The following is a 13496-nucleotide window of genomic DNA, read 5'->3' as shown; positions in this document are numbered from 1 at the left end:
AGACATGAATAAAAAAGCCTTTATTATGATAATATTAATAAGTATACTGATGTCAAATACAGGATGTTGGGGAAAAGTAGAACTCAGTGATTTAGGTCTGGTAACTGCAACAGGAGTTGATTTAGAGCCAAATGGAGATATTCGAATAACTGTTGTATCAATTACCCCTTTAGGATTTGGAACAAAGGGAGAACCTGAAAAGTCAAATGCCTGGATTGGCACTGCTGTTGGTGAAACGTTTGCAGATGCTAAAAGAAATTTAAATGAAACTGCAACAAAGCAATTGGCCTGGTTTCATAATAGGTTTATAATAATAGGTGAAAATCTTGCAAAACAAGGTATTGGAGATATAATGAATCATTTAGCCAGAAATAGAGATTTCAGATATGAAAACAAGATACTCATAACACCTGTAACTGCTTATGATATGCTTACAATTCCTGCAGATATTGAAAAAAATTTGGTTCTTGAGATAGATGGGATTGTTGACAATATAAAAGAAGAATGGGCCAAATCTTATGTAGAAAATTTTAAAGATATTATAGTAGATCTTTGCGAAGAAAAAAGTGGTTTTGTTACAGGAAGAGTGTATTATTATGAAAAGGATGATACTACAATATCAACTAACAGGGGAGAGGTTAATACAATGGAATCAGAGGGGAAGGAACAGTATGTAGCTATCATTAAAGGAAGCAGTGTTTTTAAAGATGATAAAATGGTTGGATGGATAGATGGTATTGAGACCCAGGCATATATGTTAATAACAGATGAGGTCAAATCCGGTGTCCTTACTACAAGTTACAATGATGGAAAGGATAGTCTGTCTTTTACTTTTAGAAGAAGTGACAGCAGAGTAAAAGCTGAATTTAGTGAAAACCAGATATCATTTAATATTGACCTTGAAGTAATTGGAGAAATTAGTACTCTTTATACAGGACAGAATATAAGAAAAGAGGAAGAAATAAACAAAATGGAACAAGCTATTTCTAATGCCATAAAAAACAATCTTAAAAACACTGTATCAAAAGCACAAAAAGAGCTTAAAACAGATTTTTTAGGTTTTGGGGAACATATATTTAGAAGGCATCCAAAACAATGGAGGGAAATAGGTGACAGGTGGGATAAAATTTTCCCCAAAATTTCCGTAAACTATGATATCCAAGTAAGAATAGATCGTTCAGGAATAATTTCAAATTCGGTTAGATAGAAGGTGTTTTATTGGTATTTATTGTAGTATTTATGCATGTGTTAATTTCTGCATTTTTAATATTAAGAGATATGAAAGAAAAAAATAAAAAGCTTAAATTAGTGTCGCACACTTTAATAATTATATCGCTCTTTTATGCCTTAAATCATATATTAAACTGGAATTTACCAGAGCCAACCAAAGCTATAACTTATATATATGAGCCACTGTCACATCTTATTCTTAACACTGACTATTCATATAGGTAAAGCAGTTATATTTTTTAAGAGATTGTAAAATTTCAAATTTTATTTATACCGTTAAATAATTTAGCTAACTTCCATACTCTTTGAATTTTGAAAAAAGGGTTGCTATATATAAACTGTTTAATTAAAGGAGTACCTAAAAGCATTAATAACCTGTCCAATTCATTGTTGTCCATTGTATTAATAGACTTTCTAAATTCGTATAGTTTTTTTCGATTGTCCAGGTAAGGTTTCATTAGGTTGTTATAATTTAAATTTTCTAAAATGCATCGAGCTGATATAAATCCACTTTCAATAGCTGCAATTACTCCAAATCCAACAAAACTATCCACAAGACCGGCAGCATCCCCAACAAAATATATATTATCTTTCTTTAAAGGGTACACCGAACCAAGATTATGCTCTAAATCTCTGATTTCTATAATGTTGTACTTAATATTTTCAGTTTTTATAAATCTATCCCAATAAAAAGGGAGTTCGTGGTGAGAAATATTGTTAACCATCAGGGTTAATCGGGCATGATCTTTCGAAAGGGGCATTATAAAGGCGAATGCATTTTTGGCATATTCAGTATTAAGCCACATCTTTATATGGGTTTCATCAAAATTACCAAGTATGGTGGCACTTCTAGCGTACACATTAAAATCTCTATCAAAAACGTCCATATTTTTTGCGATATCACAAGAACCCGTTGCCACAATTATAAAATCAAAAACCCTTTTTAAATCTTTTATAGTTCCATACCTGTCAAATAGCACAGGGATATTTAACAATGAAAAAATTTGATTTTCTAATGAATTCTTCTCCATTCCTCTCATTAAAACATATCCTAGGTTACCTTTTACTTTAATTTCTTTAGAAGGGCTTTTCATGGTTATTTTTTCAATTTTGTTTTTGGGATAAATATTTAAATTATATCTTCTTTTTAAATATTTTATAGGGTTATTATAGTGGGGATTAAATATACGCAAACTAGCTGCTGGAAGTGCATAATCTTCTCCAACATAGCTTTTTTTTTCAAATATAGTGGGGGTTATTCCGTTTCTCTTTAGTTCAAGAGCACAGGATAATCCTGCTGGTCCTGCACCTAAAATGGCAACTTTCATTAGTATACTCTCCTTTGCTTTCTTGTAATTTAAATGTGCTTTCTTTATTGATATCAAACTAAATTTTAACAAAAAAATCGCAAATAAATATTTGTAAGAATAATATTTGCAGTTTAAACAAAAAATATTTTATATACAGTAAAAATATTATTGATAATTAAGTTTAAATTTTCATCTTGTCAAGGAGGCAATATATGGAGATGCTATCACAGGAATATATACTAAATATTGTATTTAATGAGTCATTAGATAGAGAACAACTACTTTTAAAAAAATATGATGATATACATGAGAATATTAAAGATAAGGATATAAAGAATATAGTTAAAGAGTTTACCAAAAATTCTAGGGAGCATATAGATATTTTAAAAGACAAAATGATTATGCTTAACATAAAAAAAACTTAAGTGAATTGGTTTAGCTTTATATAAATATAGGAGCTTTAATTAGAGTTTTAGAGTAAAATATTAAAGAAGGTGATTTAGTTGGAACCTATTTACATTTTAAAGGATATCTTGCAAAGCAGGATTTCCAATCAGACTTTTTATAATGATAATTTGATAACAATAAGAAATCCTGAAGTGAGACAGGTATTAACGCAGCTTAGGGATGATGAAATGAGGTCAATTGTCAAACTCCAGCAAAAAATAGATAGACTACAGGACACATCAGGGATTATATCTAAAATTTTTCCAACAAAACCTAGGAGTTAATTTTTTTATAGTGGTTTTAGGTAAGAAGGGAGAAGGTTTATTGATTTTATATACTATATTGTTACTTGTGAACGGTGGACTTGTATTTATATGGTTTAAAATATTAGAAAAACATGGAGGGTAAAATGAAAGTTGCAATAATAGGTGCTGGACTAGCTGGTCTCTCATGTGCCCATGAACTTGAAAAACACGGTATAACACCAGTTATTTTTGAAAGAAACAGCTTTATAGGGGATCAATACGGACATATCAGTGCATTTTTAGAAATACAGCACCGTCCTATAAAGGATGCAATAAAATATTTTAAAAAGCAATTTGATTTGAATATTAATTCTGTAAATACAATAAATAATCTTACTCATTATTCTCCAAACAAAAAAACAGTTATAGAAGGTAAATTTGGATATTTTATAAAAAGGGGTCGAGGAAAAGATGCATTATTTTCTCAAATTCATTCCCAATTAAAAAAACCCAATATAAAATTCAATACTTTAGCAGACTATGAACCTCTTTCAAGAGAGTTTGACTTTGTCGTTGCTGCTAATGGAAGTGCTTCATTTACAAAAGAACTTGGCTGCTGGCATGAAACGATAAAAACCTATGTAAAAGGGGCTACTATATTGGGAAACTTTGATCCGAATACATTAGTAATGTGGATAAATAAGGCTTATTGTAAAAATGGATATGCATACCTTACTCCTTATAATGAAAAGAAAGCTTCTCTCATATTGGTTGTAAGTGAGGTGAATGTTAATGAAGTAGATTACTTCTGGGAACTTTTTTGGAATACTGAAAACTTTAACTATACTATAGTAGAAGAGTTTAAACAAAGACATGAAACAGGATACGCATACCCACATAGAGTCGGTAACATATATTTAGCAGGCAATGCAGGAGGTTCAATTGATCCTTTTCTGGGTTTTGGTCAGTTAAGCTCTATTACAATGGGAGTTATGGCGGCAAGATCCATGGTACTTGGTAAAGACTACGAAAAAATGATAAAGAATGTTATAATAAGGCATAATCAATGGATTTACGAAATGAGGAAGTCATTTAACAATGCAGATAATAAAATGTATGATATTATTGTGTCAGGTATAGGACTTCCCGGTATTAAACATCTTTTTTACCATACGAAATTTAATGTGATAAGATTTGGATACTATTATTTTAAATTAAAGTCAATATTAAAAAAGTAAATAAACACCTTTATGTTAGTAATTAAATAATTTAGGTGAATATTTTCTATTACTTATATATCTGTATAGCAGGTAAATCCACAAGTAAGTTCCCAGATAAGTGACTATGGACCAGGGTATAAGTTCCCATCCTGTAAAGACAATAGTTTTAAACAAAAGACTCCCATACTCAAAAATAATCATTGCAATTATCCAAAAAAATGTGTAAAGTATAGTGTTTTTAATCTGTTTAGGCAAAAAAAGCACATAAATAACATTTAATGAAGGGTATAGCAGTATTCCTGCCAAAACCATATAAATAATGGAGTTATTCTGATTAATATAGTAATATAGCCCATAATATTCACCTAAAATTATTTCATAAATCAGTGAGTAGGCTATTGTAGTAACGGCTATTACAAAGCTTCTGAAGTCAAGAGGTTTATAAAATGAGCATATCCCAAGGATAAGCAATACTCCTGCTATTGATAAATAAAAAAATATGTATTCCATTCTTATTACCTCCTATAAATAGTATTCTCATAAAAACTAAAAATATAATAGATTTAATTATTTTTTCTTATCTTGGATACTAAAAGAACTAGTGTTGGTAATATAAAAGCAACAGAAAAAGAGTAGAAAGGTTTTATAAAGTTTGCAAAATAGTTTCCTTCCATAACATTTCTTGAAAAAGCCATTGAAAATGTAATAAGTAGGGTTCCACTAGGCAAGATCAAACCTTTATAGGATTTTATATTTAGAAGTTGAGCTAAACCAGTTGTGAATACGTAGAAAAATATTGAAATTTTCACAACAATACCACCCATCCATATGCCCATTATAGTTATATCTACTCCCCTTAAATTTTCTCCGAAACTTGCAAATCTTACAAATTCAAGAGCTGGAAGCATGAAAATTTTTGTAGCAGCTCCAAACAAAGCTATTGTCAATACACCTATCTGAAGTCCAAATCCAAGTATAACAATTGAAGCTGTTACTTTACTCCGTATATTTTTTTTATCCTTTATGAATGGTATGAGTTGAAGGACTATAACAGTTTCAACCAACCAGGACTGTATAAGAAGCCCACCTCTTAAAGGTGGCAAAATTCCATCGTACAACACAGGAAGAAAATAATTAAAATTCAAGTGATCTAGGTTTAAAATGCCTATACCTATAAGTATAATGATAGCTATAGGAAAAAGAACTTCATTTATTCGGGCAATTACTTCTATGCCCTGTCCAATTGTATAGGCAGTAAGTAATATAGTCAGTACTATAAATAATATTATTGGTATTTCAGGATTAAAAGCAATAATAAAAATTTCACCTAGGTTTTTTGTTGAAATACTAGCTATTAAAAAGGTGTAATACAAAAAAATAATACCTGCTAATTTGCCCAAAGGTTTTCCAAGTATATCACATGAGTATTCTACAAATGTCTTATTAGGGTATCTTAGTCCTAAGCTGATAAAAATATTAACAATAATTAGAGAGGAAATGGTTGCTATTATTACTGAAATCCATGAATCTCTGCCTGCCTGTTGAGCAACATAGGCAGGCAGAAACACATCGGCAGTTGCTATAACTGCCGTTACAAGCAAAAACAAAAGCTGCAAGGATGATATTTTTTCAATGCCTACAGATTTAATTGAATTTTTACTCAAAGAAATGACCTCCTATACATGATGAAGTTTAGTTTTTGCACACATACATTTTTTTATTCATAAAAGAAGAAGTGAGATGTATAAATCTTATTTATATAAGGGGTGGCACTACATAAATAATTTAGAAAAAATAAAATAATAACTTCTGCTATAAATTTATGCTAGTTCTTATTTGCTCAAATGGTTCACGTGAAAAAGCGGAATAATATTTCATTTGTTTTTTAGTTGTTACATTTTTCTAAAAAAGTTTTGTGTAAAGTATGTTAAGGTACTAAAGGTTAGTATGTTGACAAATAAACTAGCCAGCACATGCCAATGGATGTATTCTGCAACACCTGTACTTATTATAAGGGTTTCTAAAATTAAATATAATAAAGAAAAAGCCAGAATATTTAAAGCTTGCATCCAGTTTTTTTTTAGGAATGCTTTGAGAAAACAGAGTTCCCATTGTCAAAATAGGACCAAACTTATAAAAGGCAGAGCAGCCTGCCCAAGGTATTATAACATCATAAAACTGATAAAATTGGAGCTCTTGTCCTCCCCAGTCTACTATGCTGGCAAGTATTAAAGCTGATATTCCACCAAGTATATTGATTTTTAGCTTTTTGTGGTCAATCAAAATAAAAAATAAAATCCAAGATATAAAAAATGAAATTACCCAAGGCATTGTTTGTCCCCCACTAGTTATTATTTTTATTAGTATTTAACTAATTAAAACTAAATATGCAAAACAGATAAAAAATAAAATCTCCTATAAGCGGGTTGAATAAATTACAAAAATATTCCTTTGAAAAACTTTTATAAATAATATAAGTACAGATGTGTAAGTTTTAAAAAGGAATATTATGTGTGAAATTGGATAACATATAATTGTACTATATTATAAATTACAAGATAAAAAGGTGAATCATGGGCTGGTGGAGTTACTTAATAATAGTATCTACAATAACATTACTATTTGTGCCAAAAAATAAATGGGGAAAATTATTTGTTTTAGGTTTAGTTGGCATGGTGATTATACTTGCAATAGATAGTGCCTTAATTGCTTTAGGAGCTATTAAGTTTAACTTTGCAGGGTTAAATGCACTTGGGCTGCCATTACCTTACTGGATTAGTTATATTCCAGGAGGTATTTTATTTGCACATTTTTACCCAACTGTATGGATACAAAAGTTCTTGTATATTCTATTTGCAGCTGTATCATTTGTTTTTGTTGAATTTATCACAATACAAATTGGACTTTTTCAACACTTGAATTGGAATATATTCAATGCAATTATTCTAAATATTGGTGGCTTCACAATATATTCTTGGTTTACAGAGTTTTATTTTGAAAGAAAAAGAGTTCAGATATAATAAATAGAAGTGAGGATTGGTTCTTTCCAATAATAGATAATAACTTTTGCAATATGTAAAACATGAAAGATGTTTAGATTAATAATAATTTAAAATATAGAATGTATTGCTAAAAAAGTGGGTAGGTGATATGCATGGAATGGATTATACGTTTTACTGCGGTTTGGATATTATTTTTAGTGATAATTGACTGGAAGGAACTTAAGATAAACATTTGGAGCGGTGTGTTCTCCATAGTATTACAAATAGCAATGGATACAGTATTTATAAATAATGGTTTCTATAAAATAGAAAACCCTGTTATATCTATTTGGGGTTCATCACTTTTTTTTATAATTGGGCCTGTATTTGTTATTGGGGTATTAATTTCACAGTATCAGCCAAGCAAAAGATGGGCTCAGATTCTTTATGTTTTCCTTTTAGCAGTTGTATATGATTTTGAGGAATATTTATTGACCATACGAAAAGAACTTATATATACTAATTGGAACTTTCTATCCAGTGTAATTATCAACTTTATTCTAATGATGAGCATCAGCTGGTTTTCAATAGTTGTCCTAAAAAGAGGGAGGATAAAGGAGAAATGAGTTTGTCGTTTTATATAATTATAATAATCTTGCTTACCACATCAGTTTATTTTGCTTTTAGGTTCTTTGAAAAATACGGGAAGTAAATTAGAGCTATAGCATAAATAAATTTATGCTATAGCTCTAATTCGAGACTTATGACCTGAATATATTTTTTCTTCTCCTACTATACTAAGGGATAGCCAAACAAATATGGACAAAGCTGCAATACTATGAATAAAACTCAACACAACATCAAATTTTTCATATGAAAAAGCTCCTGTTCCTATATAAATACCTTGAAGTATTGAGAACGCTAACCCAACAGTAAAGACTGCCAAAAGTTTTGTAAAAGAGTTTTCCTTAAGCCAATTAATCATAAGTATCCCTACACCAGATAATGCAAGAAGATGAAATAAAGATGTTGTTCCAACAGGTATTATAAGATTATGATAACTATAATACCCTAGAGACGTGGATATATTGTCTACAAATATCATCCATACTATAGACACTAAGATAACAACTGCTAATTCTTTAATTCTAAAAAAAGGAATTAGTATAAAAACTATACTCCACACAATCACACAGAAAATGATATGTTCCATAATACGTCGTTGCAAAGCCTCCTCAATTAATGATATCTGAATATAGTATTATACAATATATAAAATAATATTTAAAACGCTAATTTCGAAAACAGTGAACGAAAAATTATTAATTATAATAGATGAATTCGTGTAATATTACATATTTTGTAGAAGAAAAGTTTCCATAGGCTTTTGAAATTAAGCAAATAACATCAATTTATCCTTTGTTTTAAACAAATTTAATCAAGAGTAGTTTAGATTAATATTTTATAATATAACCTGTAGAGATTATTAATTAGGAGGTTGTTATGGTGGAATTAAAAATAATAGGAAAAGTCAAAAGTAAAAGTGGTTTTGAAATTAATATTGACAGGGATTACAAAGAAGCCATGAAAGGGATGGATGGATTTGGACATTTGATTGTAATTTGGTGGGCAGATAAGGTAGACAATTCTGATTTTCGCAAAGTTACCACTACAGAAAAACCATACAAGGCAGGGCCAGATACCATAGGAATATTTGCAACTAGATCACCAATAAGGCCTAATCCAATTGGTATAAGTATTATTGATGTTAAATGTATTGATTATGATGATGGAATCATATATACTTCGTATATAGATGCAGAAGATGAAACACCAGTTATTGATATCAAACCATATTACCCATGTTCTGATATAGTAAGAGAAGTAAAGTTGCCAAAGTGGTGTGAAGGTCTGCCAAATTGTATTGAAGACTCGGCTAATTTTGATTGGAGTAATTTTTTTAATTTTTAAAGAGGGAACCTTAGTATGAATAATAGAGAGCTTATTTTATCATCTATTCAAATAATTGAAAATAACCTTAGGTCAAAAATATCTGTTTTAGATATATCTAAAGAACTGGGGTTTTCTTTTTATTATTATTGCAGGTTGTTCAAATCCATTACAGGTTACTCACCAAAATCATATATGTTGGCTAGAAAAATTACTGAGTCTATTAAGGAACTAATTGAAACAGATAAAAGAATTATTGATTTAGCACTTGAATTTGGTTTTGGAAGTTCAGAAGCTTATACAAGGGCTTTTTACAAAATAATTAATAAAAACCCTTCAGAAATTCGTAAAGAGGGTAACATTAACAGACAATTATTACTTGAACCCATAAGTGATGATAAATTAAAAAAAATTGAGCATGCCTTAGACAAAGAGCCAGAAGTTGCATCTTTAGGTGAAATAAAGCTGGTAGGAATTCCTTTTTATCATGATTTGTCAATGGCGAATGATATGAAGAGTGGCTTCCTGCAACTGACTATAAGTTACCAGGTCATTTTAATTTTGAGTATTATGGGGATGAGTATTTAGGACCCTATAATGAAAATTCTATCAGCGAGATTTATATTCCCATCGAAAAGAAATAATAAATGAAAAGAGTTTTGATTATGAATAAGGTAACGTAGCAACGGTGTAAGGAATTAACATTGTGTTTTGCTTGTTTTTGCAATATTATATTTAATAGTTTTATTGAAATTTAGATTGCTAATGGGCAAAAACATGTCCTTAAGATGATAACACAGAAGAAAAGGGGTGCAAAATGTTAAAGAAAAGGTTTGTATCAATAATAGCATTAACATTAGTATTAGTAATGAGTTTCGCAGGATGTACTCAGGAAGTATTTTCACCCAAGGAGGAGCAACCTACACATCAACCAGTAGAAACGCCAGAAGAAGTTGATGAAGGAACTAAAGAAAACGAAAATCAAGAAGAAGCTGGTGAAGGGACTAAAGAAGGTAAAAATCAAGAAGAAGTTGATGAAAATAAAAAAACTGACGAAAAAATACCTCACCAAAGTAGCGAAAGTGCTAAAGGAAAAAATGTTTATATCAGTACAAACAAGTTGAATGTCAGGGTAGACAGCAATTCCCAAAGTAAAGTGCTTGGGAGCTTAGTCAAGGGTAAAGAAGTAAAAGTTATTGAAGAAGTTGAAAGTGAAGAAACAACTTGGTATAAGATTCAATTTAAGAATTCAGTGAATAATAATGAAGGTTGGATTTTATCTGAATATACAGTTAAGGATATAAATGAACTTCTTTCATCACCAACCCTTTTTGAGGATAAGGAAATGAATGATTATTTTACATCGCCAACTCTTTTTGAGGATAATACAGTTGTTGCCTATTACGGTCATCCTTATTCAGATGTAATGGGAATTGTTGGCCGCCACTCAAAGGAAGAACTTATATCCCTTTTAAAAAAGACAGCTGAAAAATATGATTCCGTTAACGGCAATAAAGGTGTAATACCAGCAATATATCTTATTTATGGAACAGTTCAGCCTGAAGGCGAAATTAATATGATGAATTTTGACCTTGTGATTTCATATATTGAGGAAGCCTATAAAAATGGTGTGCTAATATATCTTGATAATCAAATAGGAAAATATTCCCCCATCGATGCAATTAATGAACTCTTACCATTTTTAAAATATCCCAATGTCCATTTGGCTCTTGATCCGGAATGGCGTACTGATAAGCCAATGAAAAAGATAGGACATTTAACTGCTGCCGAACTTAATGAAGTTCAAGAAACCATGCGTGAATATATCATTTCTAATGAAATCAAAGGTAAAAGGCAGTTTGTTTTTCATCAGTTCATTGATAGTATGATACGTGATATTGATGAAGTATCAAGCAATTATGATCCAGTGTTGCTGGTGCATAATACATCTGGGTGGGGATCTCCAGAAGGAAAGAGGGCAATTCATATCAGAAATTCCAAGGTAACAAATATACCATACAAAGGCTTTAAGTTATGGTATTTCTATTCTGATAAACCAGGGGTACACTTTGATGATCCACTAATGACTCCAGAGCAGGTTTTAGAACTAGATCCGAAACCAGGGCTTATTATTTATCAATAATTTGTAGCCAAAATATAACATCAAAATAAGAATTAGATTAACTATCAAAATATTTTGCATAACTTAAATCCTTTCATGCGTTTTATTTGAGATAAATAATCAACATAATAAAAGCATGTGTAGAAATTTACAAAATATTCAAAGTCTAATAGTATTTATATTGTCTAAAATTTTAAATTTTTCTTGCGAATAATTTAATTAAATTTTTTAATAATTTGTTCTATTTTATAAATTCCTGTGGAATAATTTTTAGTAATTACAATATTAGGACTAAAAATACTATTTTGAGGTACAATTCTTCCAGGTAGTATAATAGATGCAATCCCTATGCTTGTATTAGATTTAATCCATGCACCCAGCTTTTCTAATCCTGTATCTTCAAAAAAATCTCCATTCCAGGATTTTATGTTCATTTTATCTAACCTATGATTTGAAGTTCTGACCAGTGCCCCTAAGTAAACATTTTTTTCTACTAAAGAATCTCCTAGAAAACACATAGGACCTATTGTTGAGTTTTCTTTTATAACAGAATTCTTAATTTCAGTTGCATATCCTATTCTTACATTATCGCATATTTTTACATTCCCTCTGATAACTACATTTGTACCTATCATACAATTATTACCTATATCAATATTGCCACTAAGCTTTGCATCTTTTGATATAAAAGTTCCCTCTCCAACGCGTAAACTGCCTTTATATTCTACGCCAACATTTTTAGTAATATGGGAGCATTTTTCTGTATTATTTTTTACTTCATTTTTTAAATCAATCCACCAACGATACATTTTTTTACCTCCAAATCAATGTTAATACCTTTTTACCTTATTCCATCCTCTCTCAACACCAGTTATCAAACTTGGAATTCCCCAAAACAGCCAACAGAAAAAAACCGTAAGGATAATAAAAATAGATAAAGGGGAGTATAATATGAGCCACCATTTCTTACCTTGTTTACTTGCAGAGTAAGTTGATGCACAAAACAGCACCCCACACCATATAATTGCTCCAAATAGGGCATCCTGAAGAGTAAAGACAAATGGGCTAATCATTAAAATTGCTCCAAACAAACCGATAATAAAGTTAGGCATAATAATTGTTATTCCAAATCTAGTCTTTAATAATTTTCTATGAATTCTCATACATACTGCGTACCCACTTATCCACCTTTTCCATCTTTTTAGGTCATCAAGAAAGCTTGGAGCTTCTTGACTATATACGATTGCTCTTGATGATTGTGCAATTTTATATCCTCTAGAAACCAGTTCCCACGTTAAATCTAAGTCTTCAACACAAGTTCTGTCAGGAAAGTTAACACTTTTTAAAAGTTTTGTTCTATACATTCCCACGCTACCCGAAACACAGAAGGGGTGACCTCCTAAAACTTCTCCTCCACATTTTCTGAAAGTAGCAAAAAAAATTTTTATCGAGGCTCTTATTTTACCGAAAAATCCTATGTTATCCATGTCGGAGCCGGGTATTCCAGCAACGGCATCTGCACCGTTTTCTATTGCTTTAATTAAATACCCTAACCCATTATTTTTTGGGATTCTTATATCTGCATCTGTCAAAAAAACAAGTTCAGATTTAATATAATTAATTGCATTATTAATTGCTCCTGCCTTACCTGTATTTTTTTGGGTTATTATCCTTAGCCTATCACCATAAATAAATTTAAGTTCATTTAATACTTCAACAGTTTTATCTGTTGACCCATCATTTACAACAATGATATTTTTTATATAATCATTTGCCAGCAAGTCAGTAACAGTTCTTGAAATAGTTACTTCCTCGTTATAAGCAGGAATTATTGCTTCAATGGAATTATATTTATCTGAATACTCTTTTTCTCCTTTTTTAATAATAAACCAAATCCAATAAGCAATAAAAAAAATTATAAACAAAAGTGTTCTAGGACTTGTAAACATATAATGTGACATATTCGGTTCTCCTTTATATAGAGTTTTAAA

The 13496-nt window shown here is 30.3% G+C and carries 16 protein-coding genes; 9 read left to right on the top strand and 7 right to left on the bottom strand.

Going from position 1 to position 13496, the window contains the following annotated elements:
* Positions 1-4 precede the first annotated feature (4 nt).
* Positions 5-1207 carry a Ger(x)C family spore germination protein gene (locus tag RBH29_RS03905; protein ID WP_306695289.1) on the top strand — a complete coding sequence of 401 codons (1203 nt, stop codon included), beginning with the start codon at positions 5-7 and terminating at the stop codon, positions 1205-1207.
* Between the two features lie 280 nt (positions 1208-1487).
* Here RBH29_RS03905 and RBH29_RS03900 read toward each other — a convergent pair whose 3' ends face one another.
* Positions 1488-2558 carry an FAD-dependent monooxygenase gene (locus RBH29_RS03900; RefSeq protein ID WP_306695287.1) on the bottom strand — a complete coding sequence of 357 codons (1071 nt, stop codon included), beginning with the start codon at positions 2556-2558 and terminating at the stop codon, positions 1488-1490.
* A 194-nt stretch (positions 2559-2752) separates the two neighbouring features.
* Here RBH29_RS03900 and RBH29_RS03895 point away from each other — a divergent pair, with 194 nt between their 5' ends.
* The 3 genes from RBH29_RS03895 (at position 2753) to RBH29_RS03885 (ending at position 4470) form a co-directional block, all read left to right on the top strand.
* Positions 2753-2965, top strand: a complete 213-nt coding sequence (locus RBH29_RS03895; protein ID WP_306695285.1) for a hypothetical protein — start codon at positions 2753-2755, stop codon at positions 2963-2965.
* A gap of 78 nt (positions 2966-3043) precedes the next feature.
* A complete protein-coding gene (locus RBH29_RS03890; RefSeq protein ID WP_306695283.1) occupies positions 3044-3271 on the top strand; it encodes a hypothetical protein in 228 nt (75 codons plus the stop codon).
* 125 nt (positions 3272-3396) lie between these two features.
* Positions 3397-4470, top strand: coding sequence for an NAD(P)/FAD-dependent oxidoreductase (locus RBH29_RS03885; protein WP_306695281.1), 1074 nt, complete (start codon positions 3397-3399; stop codon positions 4468-4470).
* 15 nt (positions 4471-4485) lie between these two features.
* Here RBH29_RS03885 and RBH29_RS03880 read toward each other — a convergent pair whose 3' ends face one another.
* The 3 genes from RBH29_RS03880 to RBH29_RS03870 all read right to left on the bottom strand — a co-directional run bounded on the left by RBH29_RS03880 (position 4486) and on the right by RBH29_RS03870 (position 6783).
* Entirely contained in the window at positions 4486-4962 is a 477-nt protein-coding gene (locus RBH29_RS03880; RefSeq protein WP_306695279.1) for a hypothetical protein, read from the bottom strand.
* Between the two features lie 53 nt (positions 4963-5015).
* The gene (locus tag RBH29_RS03875) at positions 5016-6116 is read right to left on the bottom strand and encodes a GerAB/ArcD/ProY family transporter (RefSeq protein ID WP_306695278.1); all 1101 of its coding nucleotides are present in this window, start codon (positions 6114-6116) and stop codon (positions 5016-5018) included.
* 298 nt (positions 6117-6414) lie between these two features.
* On the bottom strand, positions 6415-6783 hold the full coding sequence (locus tag RBH29_RS03870; RefSeq protein WP_306695276.1) for a hypothetical protein: 369 nt from the start codon (positions 6781-6783) through the stop codon (positions 6415-6417).
* Positions 6784-7076: 293 nt separating this feature from the next.
* On the opposite strand from RBH29_RS03870, the gene RBH29_RS03865 reads away from it, so the two are divergent.
* Positions 7077-7472, top strand: a complete 396-nt coding sequence (locus RBH29_RS03865) for a hypothetical protein (protein WP_306695275.1) — start codon at positions 7077-7079, stop codon at positions 7470-7472.
* A gap of 134 nt (positions 7473-7606) precedes the next feature.
* Complete coding sequence (locus RBH29_RS03860) at positions 7607-8059, top strand: CBO0543 family protein (protein WP_306695274.1); 453 nt, start codon at positions 7607-7609, stop codon at positions 8057-8059.
* A gap of 110 nt (positions 8060-8169) precedes the next feature.
* Here RBH29_RS03860 and RBH29_RS03855 read toward each other — a convergent pair whose 3' ends face one another.
* Positions 8170-8661, bottom strand: a complete 492-nt coding sequence (locus RBH29_RS03855) for a hypothetical protein (protein ID WP_306695273.1) — start codon at positions 8659-8661, stop codon at positions 8170-8172.
* Positions 8662-8936: 275 nt separating this feature from the next.
* Between RBH29_RS03855 and RBH29_RS03850 the strand changes: the two genes are divergently transcribed.
* The 3 genes from RBH29_RS03850 to RBH29_RS03840 all read left to right on the top strand — a co-directional run bounded on the left by RBH29_RS03850 (position 8937) and on the right by RBH29_RS03840 (position 11526).
* On the top strand, positions 8937-9404 hold the full coding sequence (locus RBH29_RS03850) for an SAM-dependent methyltransferase (protein ID WP_306695272.1): 468 nt from the start codon (positions 8937-8939) through the stop codon (positions 9402-9404).
* 15 nt (positions 9405-9419) lie between these two features.
* A complete protein-coding gene (locus RBH29_RS03845) occupies positions 9420-9971 on the top strand; it encodes a helix-turn-helix transcriptional regulator (protein ID WP_306695271.1) in 552 nt (183 codons plus the stop codon).
* Positions 9972-10200: 229 nt separating this feature from the next.
* On the top strand, positions 10201-11526 hold the full coding sequence (locus RBH29_RS03840; RefSeq protein WP_306695270.1) for an SH3 domain-containing protein: 1326 nt from the start codon (positions 10201-10203) through the stop codon (positions 11524-11526).
* A 194-nt stretch (positions 11527-11720) separates the two neighbouring features.
* Here the strand turns inward: RBH29_RS03840 and RBH29_RS03835 are convergent, their stop codons facing one another.
* Both RBH29_RS03835 and RBH29_RS03830 read right to left on the bottom strand, forming a co-directional pair.
* Positions 11721-12314, bottom strand: a complete 594-nt coding sequence (locus RBH29_RS03835; RefSeq protein ID WP_306695269.1) for an LbetaH domain-containing protein — start codon at positions 12312-12314, stop codon at positions 11721-11723.
* A gap of 21 nt (positions 12315-12335) precedes the next feature.
* Positions 12336-13466 carry a glycosyltransferase family 2 protein gene (locus RBH29_RS03830; protein WP_306695268.1) on the bottom strand — a complete coding sequence of 377 codons (1131 nt, stop codon included), beginning with the start codon at positions 13464-13466 and terminating at the stop codon, positions 12336-12338.
* Between the last annotated feature and the right edge of the window lie 30 nt (positions 13467-13496).

The sequence above is a fragment of the Herbivorax alkaliphila genome, from assembly GCF_030848475.1.
Lineage (GTDB): Bacteria > Bacillota > Clostridia > Acetivibrionales > Acetivibrionaceae > Herbivorax.
This window is presented reverse-complemented; position numbering and strand designations above follow the sequence as displayed.